Here is a 13,253-nt window from a genome sequence, read left to right as displayed (position 1 = left end):
TGTTCACTTTTCCAAAAATGGGTTGCCCATGAAGTTGTCCATGCCGCGTTTCGATCAAGCCCCGGTACTGGTGGTCGGCGATGTCATGCTCGACCGCTACTGGCATGGCGGTACTTCGCGTATTTCGCCTGAAGCGCCGGTGCCGGTGGTCAAGGTCGATCAGATCGAGGATCGCCCCGGCGGCGCGGCCAACGTGGCCTTGAACATCGCCGCCCTCGGCGCCCCGGCCGCGCTGGTCGGAGTCACCGGCCAGGACGAGGCTGCCGACAGCCTCGCCAACAGCCTGCACGCCGCCGGTGTGCGCTCGATCTTCCAGCGCATTGCCCACCAGCCGACCATCGTCAAGCTGCGGGTGATGAGCCGTCACCAGCAACTGCTGCGCATCGACTTCGAGGAACCGTTCGCCACCGACCCGCTGTCGCTGGGCGCGGAGGTCGATACCCTGCTCGAGGGCGTCAAGGTGCTGGTGCTGTCCGACTACGGCAAGGGCGCACTGCAGAACCATCAGGCGCTGATCCAGGCTGCTCGCGGCAAGGGCATCCCGGTGCTGGCCGACCCCAAGGGCAAGGATTTCTCGATCTACCGCGGTGCCAGCCTGATTACCCCCAACCTCAGCGAGTTCGAGACCATCGTTGGCCGTTGCGCCGATGAAACCGAACTGGTCGCCAAAGGCCTGAAGCTGCTCGAAGAACTGGACCTGGGCGCATTGCTGGTGACCCGAGGCGAGCATGGCATGACCCTGCTGCGCACCGGCCACCCGGCCCTGCACCTGCCGGCTCGCGCCCGCGAGGTGTTCGATGTCACCGGTGCCGGCGATACAGTGATTTCCACCCTTGCCGCCGCCATCGCCGCGGGCGAGGACCTGCCGCATGCCGTCGCCCTGGCCAACCTGGCCGCCGGCATCGTGGTCGGCAAGCTGGGTACCGCCGCCATCAGCGCCCCCGAGCTGCGTCGCGCCATCCAGCGTGAAGAGGGCTCGGAGCGGGGTGTCCTGGGGCTGGAGCAACTGCTGCTGGCCATCGATGATGCCCGTGCGCACAACGAGAAGATCGTCTTCACCAACGGCTGTTTCGATATCCTTCATGCGGGGCACGTGACCTACCTGGAACAGGCTCGCGCCCAGGGTGACCGGTTGATCGTCGCCATCAACGACGATGCCTCGGTCAGCCGCCTGAAGGGCCCGGGCCGGCCGATCAACAGTGTCGACCGACGCATGGCCGTGCTGGCCGGCCTCGGTGCGGTGGACTGGGTCATCAGCTTCCCCGAGGACACGCCAGAGAACCTGCTGCGCCAGGTCAAGCCGGATGTGCTGGTCAAGGGTGGTGACTACGGTATCGACCAGGTGGTCGGCGCCGATATCGTCAAGGCCTATGGCGGCACGGTGAAGGTACTGGGTCTGGTGGAGAACAGCTCGACCACGGCGATCGTCGAGAAGATCCGCAAGCACTGATACGTTGCAGATCGCGGGGCAAGCCCGCTCCCACGAAACATCGGGAGCGGGCTTGCCCCGTGTTCATTTATGCAGCGAGGTCCGCGCACGGGCCAGCAGTTCCCGTGCCTTGTCTCCGAACCGCTTCAGGTGCGACGCCGGCGCGGGCTTGCTTTCGACCAGCCCCTGCTGCTTCAGCCAGTCCTTCCAACGCACCCGTTCATCCCGCACCACCCAGCCATCCTGGCGGGCGAAGCTCTCGGCCAGCCACAGTCCGCGCGTACCCGCAGGTGTCAGCTGGTCCTTCTTCAAGGTATACAGCTCGGCCACGGGTTGACCGTCCTTGAGCGGCATCAGGTAAAGGTCCGGCCGCTTGCGATTGAGCCTGGCCACCAGCTGATCGCCCTCCAGGCGCTCGTCGACGTGGAACAGGCTCAGCGACTTGGCCTCCCGTGGCACCTGCAGGCGCAGGTCGTAGATCAGCTGCAGCGACGCGGTGGGCAGGTGCACATAGGCGCGTGGTCGCTCCAGCAACATCAGGTTGGCGCAATGCACCGGGCGGGCGGCGCCCGACTCGGGCGACAGCACGAACGGCAGGGCCTCGCGATAGTGCAGGGCAGCGGCATAGGGCGCCGGCAGCCAGGTATCGTTGAAGCGTCCGCCCAGCCAGCCCTCGGGGGTTTCCAGCAGGCATTCCTCGGCCACTTCCTGGATCGCCGTGTGCAGCGGCAGGTTCAGCTCGTGGGCCGGGACATAGCCGGAAATCAGCTTGAGCACCACATCGCCACGGTCCTGGCGGCGCTGGCGGACCAGCACCCAGTAGTCGCGCCCCTGCCAGTGCAGGGTCAGGCGCACCGACACGCCGAGGTTGGCCAGTTCCGCGACGAAGTGTTCGGGGTCGGCGACCTGGATGGCCTTGCGCCGCTGCAGGGTCTGGGCGAAATTCAGCGGCATGCCGATGCTCTGGTAGGTCAGGCCTTCAGGCGTGGCCTCGACGTGCAGCGGCAGGGTCTTGAAGTTGCTCGGATTCTTGCGGATCAGCGTACGCGGCACGAGGCTCCTCCTTGCGTTGGGCCCCCGCCCGGGCGGCTCAGGACCGGCCCAGGATGCGGGCGACAGTGGCCACGTTATGGGCCAGGTGCAGCGGGTTGATGGTGCCGACAATGGCACTGCTCACGCCCGGGTGGGCGAACAGCAACTCGAAACTGGCCTGCACCGGATCAACCCCGGGGGCCAGGCAGATATGCCCGCTGGCCAGGGCTTTCTTCACCAGGATGGCCTTGCCGTGTTCGGCAGCGTAGTCCAGCACGGGCCGCTCCGCCTGCTCGTTGAGGTTGTAGGTGACCATGGCGCAATCACCTTGCTCGAGCGCCTTCAGGCCGCCGGCGACGGTCTTGCCGGACAAACCATAGCCGAGGATCTTGCCTTCCTGCTTGAGCGCGGCAAGGGTTTCGTACACCCCCTCCTGCTCGAGGATCGCCAGGTCGTTGCCGTCGGAGTGCACCAGCACCAGCTCGATGCGGTCGGTTTCCAGGCGCCTGAGGCTGCGTTCCACCGACAGGCGGGTATGGGCGGCGCTGAAATCGAAGTGCGACTGGCCGGCTTCGAACTCTTCGCCGACCTTGCTGACGATCACCCACTGGTCGCGCTGGCCGCGCAGCAACGGGCCGAGGCGCTCCTCGCTGCGGCCATAGGCCGGTGCGGTGTCGAGCAGGTTGATGCCCAGCTCGCGGGCCTGGGCGAGCAACAGGCGGGCGGTTTCGTCATCAGGAATGGTGAAACCGTTGGGGTATTTCACGCCCTGGTCGCGGCCAAGCTTGACCGTGCCCAGGCCCAGCGGCGACACCCGCAGGCCGGTGCTGCCCAGGAGGCGGTGATGATCGTGCAGGGTCGGCAGGCTCATGGCAGCAGTTGCTCCCAGGCGGGCAGTGCCAGTGGTGGGCGGGGCAGGTCGGCGAGGTCCGGCTGGCTCGCCGGGCGGATGCCGTCACGTTCGAAGCTGGACAGTACGCGATCGGCGAAGTCCGGCGCCAGGGCCAGCTTGGTCGGCCAGCCGACCAGCAGGCGCTGTTGGTCGGCGAGGAAGGCGTTGTCCGGGCGTACCAGGCCCGATTGCGCGGGCTCGGCACGGTCGACGCGCAGGGTGGCCCAGCGCACCTGGGCCTGGTCGACCCACGGCAACAGGCTGGCGACTTCCTTTTGCGCCGCGGCGATCTGCGCGGCGGGCTCGCGGGCCACGCCATCGGCCTCGGCGATGTCGCCACCCAGGTACCACACCCATTGGCCATCGGCGGCCGGGTGGGTGGTCACGGTGATGCGCGGCTTGGGCCCGCCGCCCAGACAGTGGGCGTACAGCGGCTTGAGGTTGGGGCCCTTGGCCAGGACCATGTGCAGCGGACGGCGCTGCATGGCCGGTTGGCTCAGCCCCAGGGCATGCAGCAGCGCTTCGGTGCCGCCACCGGCGCTGAGGACAATACGTTGGGCGCGGATCTCGCGGCCATCGACTACCAGCCCGGCCAGTTCGTCGCCATCGCGCAGCGGCTCGATACGCTCGCCGGCCAGCAGGCTGTCGCCCGCCAGCTGCGCCAGGTTGGCCAGCAGGCTGGGCACGTCGATGACCAGTTCGGCCAGGCGGTAGACCTTGCCCTTGAACGCGCGGTCCTGCAGGGCCGGCGGCAGTTGCTCGCCCTTGACCTGGTCGACCCGGCCACGCACGGCCTTGCTGGCGAAGAAACTGGTGAGGTTGCCGGCCAGGGTGCCGGGGGACCACAGGTAGTGGGCGTCGGACAGCAGGCGGGTATCAGTCAGGTCCAGCTCGCCGTTGCCGGCCAGCGCTTCGCGCCAGCGCCGCGGCATGTCGGCGATGGCTTCGGAGGCGCCGCTGAGGGCGCCGTGCAGGGCGTATTTGGTGCCACCGTGGATGATGCCTTGCGACTTGATGGTCTGCTCGCCACCCAGGCTGGCGCGCTCCACCAGCACCGTCGAATAGCCCAGGCGTCGGAGCCGGGCATTGAGCCAGAGGCCTGCGACCCCGGCGCCGACGATCAGCACGTCAGTGGTAATGGCGGATGGCATGCGGGCACCTCGAAAACTGGGACAGGTGCGCAGTATACAGGCTGTAACCGGGGGAGAGGACCGTGGGAGCGGGCTTAGTGTCCGGCAGTATTGGAAAACACCTGGATCACCACCACCCCGCCGACGATCATGGCCATGCCCAGCATCGCCGGCACATCCAGCTTCTGCCCATAGATCACCAGCGCCGCGATGCTGATCAGCACGATGCCCAGCCCCGACCAGATCGCATAGGCGATGCCCACCGGAATGCTGCGCACCACCAGGGTCAGCATCCAGAACGCCACGCCGTAGCCGCAGACCATCAGCAGCAGTGGCAGCGGCGTGTTCAACCCCTTGACCGCCTTCATGGAGGCGGTGGCGATGACTTCGGCGCAGATGGCGATGGCGAGATAGGTATAGGCGTTCATGGTGCGGGTCCTCCGTTGCTGGATGGGCATTCTAGGGAATCCCTGGATGCGGTAAAGTCATTACCTATCTGCTTTGGAGATAGGCTTGCTATGACTGAACACTGGAGCCTCGAGCAACTGCGCCTGTTCGTGCGGGCCGCCGAATTGCGTTCGTTTTCCGCCGTGGCCCGCGAGCAGCGCAAGGCCCAGTCGGCGATCAGCAGTGCCATCGCCTTGCTCGAGACGGACCTGGGCGTGACCCTGTTCGAGCGCAGCAGCGGGCGGCAGCCGCGTCTGACTGAGAGCGGCGCCGCGCTGCTGGAGGACGCCCGCGAGCTGTTGCGCCAGTGCGAACGCCTGGATGGCCGGGCGCTGGCCTTGATGCGCGGGCAGGAGGCGTTGTTGCGGGTGGCCCAGGACGAGGCCATGCCCTACCAGCCGGTGATCGACAGCCTCGACGAGCTGGCGGCGCGTTACCCTTACCTGGAAGTGCAACTGGCCAGCGGTGCCCAGGGCGATGTGGCGCGCAAGCTGGTGGAGCGGCGCGCCGACCTGGGCTTGTTCTTCCACCACGAAAGCATCCCCGCCTCGCTGGAGCGGCGCGCCCTGGGCAGCGTCGAGATGGTCACGGTGTGCGCCATCGACCACCCGCTGGCGCACCTGGCCAAGGTCAGCCGCCAGCAACTGGCCCGCCACCGCCAGCTGTTGATCACCCCGCAGCAGAGCGGCTACCCCGGCGGCGAGGCGATCAGCCCGCAGGTCTGGCGCGCCGACAGTTTCTACGCCATGGCCGAGTTGCTGATGCGCGGCCTGGGCTGGGCCTGGCTGCCCCGGCATGTGGTGCAGTACCCCACCTACCAGACGCAGATGGTAGAGTTGGACAGCGAGTGGCGCCCGCCGGCGCTGGTGGCGGAGCTGGCCTGGCGGCGCGACGAACCGTTGGGTCCGGCCGCGCAGTGGCTGGCCGAGCGCTTCGCCGTGCACCTGCGGGCGATTGGCTGACAGGCCTTTTCATCCAGTTCCTAGTAAACTCCGCCGCCATGAACAGAACCCTCTATACCCTGCTGTTTCACCTGGGCCTGCCGCTGGTCGCGCTGCGCCTGTTCCTGCGCGGGCGCAAGGCGCCGGCGTACCGTGCGCGGATTGCCGAGCGCTTCGCCTGCAAGCTGCCGCCGATGCGCCAGGGCGGCATCTGGGTGCATGCGGTTTCGGTGGGCGAGAGCATCGCCGCCGCGCCGATGGTGCGGGCCCTGCTCAAGCAGTACCCGGACCTGCCGATCACGCTCACCTGCATGACCCCGACCGGCTCCGAGCGCATCCGCGCGATGTTCGAGGGCGAGCCACGGGTGCAACACTGCTACCTGCCTTACGACCTGCCGTGGGCGGCCGGGCGTTTCCTCGACCATGTGCGCCCGCGCCTGGGCATCATCATGGAAACCGAGCTGTGGCCGAACCACATCCACCAGTGCGCCAGGCGCGGCATTCCCGTAGCGCTGGCCAATGCCCGGCTGTCCGAGCGCTCGGCCCGTGGCTATGCCCGCTTCGCCGGCCTGACCCGGCCGATGCTCGAGGAGATGAGCCTGATCGCCGTGCAGACCGAAACCGAGGCCGAGCGCTTCCGTGCGCTCGGTGCGCGCGATGAATGCGTACAGGTGACCGGTTCGATCAAGTTCGACCTGAAGATCGACGATCAACTGCTGCCACGGGCCGTTGCATTGCGCGAGCAGTGGGCTGCCCGGCAGCGTCCGGTGTGGATTGCCGCCAGTACCCATGATGGCGAAGACGCGTTGATTCTCGAGGCTCATCGTGAGCTGCTGAAGGTCCACAGCGATGCGTTGCTGATCCTGGTGCCGCGCCATCCCGAGCGTTTCGCGGCAGTGCATGAACTGTGCGCCGGCCAGTTCAGCACGGTGCGCCGCTCGACCGGCGACGCGGTCACGGCGCAGACCCAGGTGCTGCTGGGCGACACCATGGGTGAGCTGCTGTTCCTCTATGCCCTGGCCGACATCGCCTTCGTCGGTGGCAGCCTGGTGGCCACCGGCGGGCATAACCCGCTGGAGCCGGCGGCGCTGGCGCTGCCGGTGCTCATGGGGCCGCATGTGTTCAACTTCCTCGAGATCAGCGCGATGCTGCGCGAGGCGGGGGCGTTGCAGCAGGTGGACGACGCCGAAGGGCTGGCCGGGGCGGTGCGTCGGTTGGTCGAGCTGCCGCAGGATGCGCGGCGCATGGGCGAGGCGGGCAGGGCGGTGATGCGGGCCAACCAGGGGGCGTTGCAGCGGTTGCTGGATGGGCTGGGACGACTTCTGAACTGATGATCCTGTAGGCGTTCGTGGGAGCGGGCTTGCCCCGCGATAGGGCCCGACCAGGCAATATCACTGCCTGATCGGGCCCTATCGCGGGGCAAGCCCGCTCCCACGAAGCCCGTCCCTACAGGTGGTCCATGGCCTTCAAGGCCGGCGTTCGAAATTCTTCGCCGCCGCCGCCGCCAGGTCCGGTGGCAGGAAATCCTTGTCCGGGTTGTAGTCGGCTTTCAGGTACCGCCCCAGGTCCTGCAGGTCCTGCGGGCTCAGGGTGCCGGCGGCCTGCTTCAGGCGCAGGTTGTCGAGGATGTAGTCATAGCGGCTGTTGTTGTAGTCACGCACCGAGGTGTACAGCTGACGCTGCGCGTCGAGCACGTCGACGATGTTGCGGGTGCCGACCTGGTAGCCGATCTCGGTGGCCTCCAGCGCGCTCTGGTTGGAGATGATCGACTGCTTGCGCGCCTGCACCTGCTCCACGTCGGTGTTCACCGCCCGGTGCAGGTTGCGGGTGTTCTCCACCACCTGGCGGCGCAGGCTTTCGCGCTGCTGCTCGCTCTGGGTCAGGCGGGCGTAGGCCTCGCGTACCTGGGAGCTGGTCAGGCCGCCGCTGTAGATCGGGATGTTCAACTGCAGGCCGACACTGGTCTGCTCGACATCGCCGCCGTAGCGCACGCCGTTCTGCGAAGGGTTGGTGAAACCGAGGTTGTCGTTGTCGCCCTTCTGGTACTTGGCCACCGCGTCGAGGGTCGGCGCATGGCCGGCCTTGCGCTGGCGCACGGTCTCCTCGGCCGCCGCCACGGCGTGGTTGGTCGCCAGCAGGTTGAGGTTCTGCCGCCCGGCGGTCTCGACCCAGGCCTTGGCGTCGTTGGGCGTGGGCACCTGCACCGGGAGGGTGTGGACGACGCCCTGGATCGCCGAGTACTGGCGGTTGGTCAAGGTGATCAAGGCTTCGAAGGCATCCTGCACCTGGCGCTCGGCGATGATCCGGTTGGCCCGGGCGGTGTCGTAGCTGGCCTGGGACTGCAGCACGTCGGTCTTGTCCGAGAGGCCGACGTCGAAGCGCTCGTTGGACTGGTCGAGCTGGCGCTTGAAGGCCGCTTCTTCAGCCTTGGTCGAGGCCAGGTTGTCCTGGGCGCGCAGCACCGCGAAGTAGTTCTCGGCGCTCTGCAGGATCAGGTTCTGCTCGGTGGCCGACAGTTCCAGGGCGGCCTGTTCGTTGACCGACTCGGCGGCTTGCAACTGGAACCAGCGGTCGGCACGGAAGATCGGCTGCGCCAGGGTCGCGCTCCAGGCGTTGCCGCTGCGGTTGGAGGTGACCGAGGGCTCGTCGAGCTTGGTCCGGGTGTTCATCATTTCGGCGCCGGCCGAAAGGTTCGGCAACAGGCCGGCGCGGGCCTGGGGCACCACTTCACGGCGGGCGCCGTAGTCGGCGCGGGCGGCGGCCAGGTCGGCGTTGTTGTCGACTGCTTCCTGGTAGACGCTGACCAGGTCGGTCTTTACCGTCGTGGGCGTATCCACTGCCCAGGCCACTCCGTGGGACGCACAAGACACGGCAATTGCCAGTGAGAGTTTGCGCAGCATAGGGCAATCCTTGATCAAATTTTATTTACTGTACTGTCGGGTATCGAGCGATGCGCCAGTGTAGTGCCGCCCGCCGTCATCAACAATCCACCGTGTGTGCCATTTATCACCCCCGGATTTACCCGCTTGGCTTTGCCGGCCACTCCAGTCTAGACTGCGCATGTTCTTGTCGGGGTGCCTTGAAGCAAAGGCTGAGATCGCAGAGGTGCGGATCCCGTTGAACCTGATCAGGTTAGCGCCTGCGTAGGGAACAAGATTGCTCTCATATCCCGGGAGCCTCTTGTGCCAGGTCCGGGATCGCCACAGCTGCTTGCAGCCCACGGCTCCCCATGTCCGGCACTGCACTCGTCAACACGGGTGCGTCCACGCCTTTCAGGTTCACCCCGACATTCCACCGCCTGGAAGCTGTCTGGAGAGCCTGTGATGAGCAAACAAGAAAAAACAATCAGTCTGAGCGAGTCGGCCCAAGTCGACCAACAGTCCGTGCAACCCCTGCCCAATTCGCGCAAGGTCTATGTCGAAGGTTCGCGCCCCGACATCCGCGTGCCCATGCGCGAGATCAGCCTGCACGACACCCCCACCGATTTCGGCGGCGAAAAGAATGCCCCGGTGCTGGTGTATGACACTTCCGGCCCGTACACCGACCCCAATGTCATCATCGATGTGCGCAAGGGCCTGGGCGATGTGCGCTCGGCCTGGATCGACGCCCGTGGCGACACCGAGCGCCTGGATGGCCTGAGCTCGAACTTCGGCCAGCAGCGCCTGAACGACGCGGAGCTGGCCAAGCTGCGCTTCGCCCATGTGCGCAACCCGCGCCGCGCCAAGGCCGGTGCCAACGTCACGCAGATGCACTACGCGCGCCAGGGCATCATCACCGCCGAGATGGAATACGTCGCCATCCGCGAAAACATGAAGCTGCAGGAAGCCCGCGCCGCCGGCCTGCTGAACCAGCAGCACGCGGGCCACAGCTTCGGCGCCAGCATCCCGAAAGAAATCACCCCCGAGTTCGTCCGCGAAGAGATCGCCCGCGGCCGCGCGATCATTCCGGCCAACATCAACCACACCGAGCTGGAGCCGATGATCATCGGCCGCAACTTCCTGGTGAAGATCAACGGCAACATCGGCAACAGCGCCCTGGGTTCCTCGATCGAGGAAGAAGTGGCCAAGCTGACCTGGGGCATCCGCTGGGGCTCGGACACGGTCATGGACCTGTCCACCGGCAAGCACATTCACGAGACCCGCGAGTGGATCATCCGCAACTCGCCGGTGCCGATCGGTACCGTGCCGATCTACCAGGCCCTGGAGAAGGTCAACGGCGTGGCCGAGGACCTGACCTGGGAGCTGTTCCGCGACACCCTGATCGAACAGGCCGAGCAGGGCGTGGACTACTTCACCATCCACGCCGGCGTGCTGCTGCGCTATGTGCCACTGACCGCCAAGCGCGTCACCGGCATCGTCAGCCGCGGCGGCTCGATCATGGCCAAGTGGTGCCTGGCGCACCATAAAGAGAACTTCCTGTACACGCATTTCGACGAGATCTGCGAGATCATGAAGGCCTACGACGTCAGCTTCTCGCTGGGCGACGGCCTGCGCCCGGGCTCGATCGCCGACGCCAACGACGCCGCCCAGTTCGGTGAGCTGGAAACCCTCGGCGAGCTGACCAAGATCGCCTGGAAGCACGACGTGCAGTGCATGATCGAAGGCCCCGGCCACGTGCCGATGCAGTTGATCAAGGAGAACATGGACAAGCAGCTCGAGTGCTGCGACGAGGCGCCGTTCTACACCCTCGGCCCGCTGACCACCGATATCGCCCCGGGCTACGACCACATCACCTCAGGAATAGGCGCGGCGATGATCGGCTGGTTCGGTTGCGCCATGCTCTGCTACGTCACGCCCAAGGAGCACCTGGGCCTGCCGAACAAGGATGACGTGAAGACCGGCATCATCACCTACAAGATCGCTGCCCATGCCGCGGACCTTGCCAAGGGCCACCCGGGCGCGCAGATTCGTGACAATGCGCTGTCCAAGGCGCGCTTCGAATTCCGCTGGGAAGACCAGTTCAACCTCGGCCTGGACCCGGATACCGCGCGTTCCTTCCACGACGAGACGCTGCCCAAGGAGTCGGCCAAGGTCGCGCACTTCTGCTCGATGTGCGGGCCGAAGTTCTGCTCGATGAAGATTACCCAGGAAGTGCGTGAGTACGCGGCCAAGATCGAGACCGTTGACGTGACGGTCGAACAGGGCATGCGTGAGCAGTCCGAGCGGTTCCGCCAGGAAGGCAGCCAGTTGTACCAGAAGGTGTAAGTAGACCTTGGGGGCCGCTTTGCGGCCCTTTCGCGGCACAAGGCCGCTCCTACAGGGACCGCGCAGGCCTCTGTAGGAGCGGCCTTGTGCCGCGAAACGAGGACGTAGTCCTCGCCAGTAACAACTCCAATATTCCGGCGAGCCCCTCCATGACCACCCCCAGCCACTTCTCCCCAGATCATCCGGTCCCCTCCCACCACCGCCAGTTCGGCGCCCGCGACCTGTTCTCGTTGTGGTTCTCCCTCGGCATCGGCCTGATGGTGCTGCAGGTCGGTGCCCTGCTGGCGCCGGGCCTGGGCCTGGCCGGCTCGATCCTGGCTATCACCCTCGGCACGGCGGTGGGCGTGCTGCTGCTGGCCGCGGCGGGGGTGATTGGCAGCGACACCGGCCTCTCGGCCATGGCCACCCTGCGCCTGACCCTGGGCAGCCATGGCGCGCGCCTGCCAGCCTTGCTCAACCTCCTGCAGCTGGTGGGCTGGGGGTCGTTCGAGATCATCGTCATGCGCGACGCCGCCAGCCTGCTGGGCGCCCGTGCCTTCGGCGAGGGCAGCGGCTGGAGCAGCCCGCTGCTGTGGACCCTGTGCTTCGGCGCCCTGGCCACCCTGCTGGCGGTCAGCGGACCGTTGGCGTTCGTGCGCAAGGTGCTGCGCAAATGGGGCATCTGGCTGCTGCTGGGTGCCTGCATCTGGCTGACCTGGAACCTGTTCGCCAAGGCCGACCTGGCCGCGCTGTGGCAGCGCCCGGGAGATGGTTCGCTGTCCCTGGCCCTGGGCTTCGACATCGTCATCGCCATGCCGCTGTCGTGGCTGCCGCTGATCGCTGACTATTCACGCTTCGGCCAGCGGGCCAGCCGGGTGTTCGGTGGCACGGCGCTGGGCTTTTTCATTGGCAATGCCTGGCTGATGAGCCTGGGCGTGGCCTATACCCTGGCCTTCGCTCCGAGCGGTGAAGTAAATGCGTTGCTGCTGGCGCTGGCCGGCGCTGGGCTGGGCATTCCGCTGCTGCTGATCCTGCTGGACGAGTCGGAGAACGCCTTTGCCGATATCCACTCGGCAGCCGTTTCCACCGGGCTGCTGGTCAAGCTCAAGGTCGAGCACCTGGCCTTGGCCATCGGCGTGTTGTGCACGCTGATCGCCCTGCTGGCGCCGCTGGCCCAGTACCAGAACTTCCTGCTGCTGATCGGCTCGGTGTTCGCACCGCTGTTCGGCGTGGTGCTGGTGGATCATTTCGTGGTCCGTCGCCGTCGCCTGCCGGCGCTGGTCGAGGGCTTGCACTGGCAGGCGCTGCTGGCCTGGGCGGTGGGGGTGGCGGCCTATCACCTGCTGGCCAGCCAGGCACCGGAGCTGGGGGCGACCCTGCCGGCACTGCTGCTGGCAGGGGGGCTGCATCTGCTGCTATCGCTCAGCCGCGGCCGGGAAACAGCTCGGGCTTGATCACGCCGTTCAGGCGTGGGTAGGGGATCTTCAGCTCGACGTGGCCCATGGAGTAGGGGGCGATGGCGTAGACCTCGTACTTGATCACCACCGCGCCGTAGGTCAGGGCGATGTGCGGTGACTGCTTGAAAGGCCAGGTCTTGACGAACTCGGGGTCCTTGTCCATGCCGGTGCTGATCAGCCAGGCGCGGTGGGACTCCTCGGCGGTCTTCCAGAAGGTCGCTTCCTGGCCGGGCACCAGCATGTCGTCCAGGGTCAGCACCTTGTCCAGCTTGCGCGAGTAGTTGATGAAGCCGCGCCCGGGCATGCCATGGGCACCGCCGCTGTCCAGGTAGCTGGACAGCTCGACGATCACCAGCCCGTCATGCTGCTCGCGTACCTTGGCCTGCAGGTAGCTGCTGTTGCGCTTGTCGGCGCGGGCCAGGTACTGCTGTTCATAGGCTTGCAGCGAGGCTGGCGGGGTGCCGCGCTGGTTGTCCTCGGTCAGCATCAGCAGGCGTTTCTCGACGATGGCGTCGAGCTTGGGCAGGTCGGGGAAGTGCACCACGTCGATGTTGACCAGCGGGCAGTCGCTCTCGCTGCAGCCGGGCTTGACGTGTTCCCAGGCCTCGCGCTTGACCTCGAGCGGGGCGCGGTAATTGGGCGTGAACAGGCTCTGGCAGGCGCCGAGCGCCAAGGCCAGAACGGCCACGGAAGTCAGTTTGACAAGCGTCATGTTGCCTCTTTCACAACGGTGATGATCGGC

At 66.6% G+C, this 13,253-nt stretch carries 11 protein-coding genes and 1 riboswitch; of the genes, 5 read left to right on the top strand and 6 right to left on the bottom strand.

Features of this window, described 5'->3' with window-relative positions; all coding sequences use genetic code 11:
• Nucleotides 1-28 precede the first annotated feature (28 nt).
• The gene (gene hldE / locus K2O50_RS24020; protein WP_050707187.1) at nucleotides 29-1,450 is read left to right on the top strand and encodes a bifunctional D-glycero-beta-D-manno-heptose-7-phosphate kinase/D-glycero-beta-D-manno-heptose 1-phosphate adenylyltransferase HldE; all 1,422 of its coding nucleotides are present in this window, start codon (nucleotides 29-31) and stop codon (nucleotides 1,448-1,450) included.
• A gap of 63 nt (nucleotides 1,451-1,513) precedes the next feature.
• On the opposite strand, the gene K2O50_RS24015 is transcribed toward hldE, so the two are convergent.
• The 4 genes from K2O50_RS24015 to K2O50_RS24000 form a co-directional block, all read right to left on the bottom strand.
• Nucleotides 1,514-2,482, bottom strand: coding sequence for a hypothetical protein (locus K2O50_RS24015; RefSeq protein ID WP_050707186.1), 969 nt, complete (start codon nucleotides 2,480-2,482; stop codon nucleotides 1,514-1,516).
• Between the two features lie 37 nt (nucleotides 2,483-2,519).
• Nucleotides 2,520-3,332, bottom strand: coding sequence for an aldo/keto reductase (locus K2O50_RS24010; RefSeq protein ID WP_050707185.1), 813 nt, complete (start codon nucleotides 3,330-3,332; stop codon nucleotides 2,520-2,522).
• The gene (locus tag K2O50_RS24005) at nucleotides 3,329-4,504 is read right to left on the bottom strand and encodes an FAD-binding oxidoreductase (protein WP_050707184.1); all 1,176 of its coding nucleotides are present in this window, start codon (nucleotides 4,502-4,504) and stop codon (nucleotides 3,329-3,331) included. The genes K2O50_RS24010 and K2O50_RS24005 overlap by 4 nt, the downstream gene beginning before the upstream one ends.
• Nucleotides 4,505-4,578: 74 nt before the next feature.
• Complete coding sequence (locus tag K2O50_RS24000; RefSeq protein WP_050707183.1) at nucleotides 4,579-4,911, bottom strand: multidrug efflux SMR transporter; 333 nt, start codon at nucleotides 4,909-4,911, stop codon at nucleotides 4,579-4,581.
• A gap of 90 nt (nucleotides 4,912-5,001) precedes the next feature.
• Between K2O50_RS24000 and K2O50_RS23995 the strand changes: the two genes are divergently transcribed.
• Both K2O50_RS23995 and waaA read left to right on the top strand, forming a co-directional pair.
• Complete coding sequence (locus tag K2O50_RS23995) at nucleotides 5,002-5,892, top strand: LysR family transcriptional regulator (protein ID WP_050707182.1); 891 nt, start codon at nucleotides 5,002-5,004, stop codon at nucleotides 5,890-5,892.
• A 38-nt stretch (nucleotides 5,893-5,930) separates the two neighbouring features.
• Nucleotides 5,931-7,202, top strand: coding sequence for a lipid IV(A) 3-deoxy-D-manno-octulosonic acid transferase (gene waaA, locus K2O50_RS23990; RefSeq protein ID WP_050707181.1), 1,272 nt, complete (start codon nucleotides 5,931-5,933; stop codon nucleotides 7,200-7,202).
• Between the two features lie 135 nt (nucleotides 7,203-7,337).
• On the opposite strand, the gene K2O50_RS23985 is transcribed toward waaA, so the two are convergent.
• Complete coding sequence (locus K2O50_RS23985; RefSeq protein WP_220689947.1) at nucleotides 7,338-8,771, bottom strand: TolC family outer membrane protein; 1,434 nt, start codon at nucleotides 8,769-8,771, stop codon at nucleotides 7,338-7,340.
• Between the two features lie 160 nt (nucleotides 8,772-8,931).
• Nucleotides 8,932-9,038, top strand: a riboswitch (TPP riboswitch).
• Between the two features lie 156 nt (nucleotides 9,039-9,194).
• On the opposite strand from K2O50_RS23985, the gene thiC reads away from it, so the two are divergent.
• Together thiC and cytX are read left to right on the top strand one after the other, a co-directional pair.
• The gene (gene thiC / locus K2O50_RS23980) at nucleotides 9,195-11,075 is read left to right on the top strand and encodes a phosphomethylpyrimidine synthase ThiC (RefSeq protein WP_050707179.1); all 1,881 of its coding nucleotides are present in this window, start codon (nucleotides 9,195-9,197) and stop codon (nucleotides 11,073-11,075) included.
• Between the two features lie 149 nt (nucleotides 11,076-11,224).
• Complete coding sequence (gene cytX, locus K2O50_RS23975) at nucleotides 11,225-12,508, top strand: putative hydroxymethylpyrimidine transporter CytX (RefSeq protein WP_050707178.1); 1,284 nt, start codon at nucleotides 11,225-11,227, stop codon at nucleotides 12,506-12,508.
• Here cytX and K2O50_RS23970 read toward each other — a convergent pair.
• Entirely contained in the window at nucleotides 12,477-13,223 is a 747-nt protein-coding gene (locus tag K2O50_RS23970; protein ID WP_050707177.1) for an RsiV family protein, read from the bottom strand. The genes cytX and K2O50_RS23970 overlap by 32 nt on opposite strands.
• Nucleotides 13,224-13,253 lie beyond the last annotated feature (30 nt).

The organism is Pseudomonas sp. 2hn, from assembly GCF_019646095.1.
In the GTDB taxonomy this organism is placed as follows: domain Bacteria; phylum Pseudomonadota; class Gammaproteobacteria; order Pseudomonadales; family Pseudomonadaceae; genus Aquipseudomonas; species Aquipseudomonas peradeniyensis.
This window is presented reverse-complemented; position numbering and strand designations above follow the sequence as displayed.

Excerpts from the sequence above, each read along its gene's own strand:
- waaA (WP_050707181.1), top strand. The coding sequence starts at position 5,931 with ATGAACAGAACCCTCTATACCCTGCTGTTTCACCTGGGCCTGCCGCTG.
- cytX (WP_050707178.1), top strand. The coding sequence starts at position 11,225 with ATGACCACCCCCAGCCACTTCTCCCCAGATCATCCGGTCCCCTCCCAC.
- K2O50_RS24005 (WP_050707184.1), bottom strand. The coding sequence starts at position 4,504 with ATGCCATCCGCCATTACCACTGACGTGCTGATCGTCGGCGCCGGGGTC.
- K2O50_RS23970 (WP_050707177.1), bottom strand. The coding sequence starts at position 13,223 with ATGACGCTTGTCAAACTGACTTCCGTGGCCGTTCTGGCCTTGGCGCTC.
- thiC (WP_050707179.1), top strand. The coding sequence starts at position 9,195 with ATGAGCAAACAAGAAAAAACAATCAGTCTGAGCGAGTCGGCCCAAGTC.
- K2O50_RS23995 (WP_050707182.1), top strand. The coding sequence starts at position 5,002 with ATGACTGAACACTGGAGCCTCGAGCAACTGCGCCTGTTCGTGCGGGCC.
- K2O50_RS24010 (WP_050707185.1), bottom strand. The coding sequence starts at position 3,332 with ATGAGCCTGCCGACCCTGCACGATCATCACCGCCTCCTGGGCAGCACC.
- K2O50_RS23985 (WP_220689947.1), bottom strand. The coding sequence starts at position 8,771 with ATGCTGCGCAAACTCTCACTGGCAATTGCCGTGTCTTGTGCGTCCCAC.
- K2O50_RS24000 (WP_050707183.1), bottom strand. The coding sequence starts at position 4,911 with ATGAACGCCTATACCTATCTCGCCATCGCCATCTGCGCCGAAGTCATC.
- hldE (WP_050707187.1), top strand. The coding sequence starts at position 29 with ATGAAGTTGTCCATGCCGCGTTTCGATCAAGCCCCGGTACTGGTGGTC.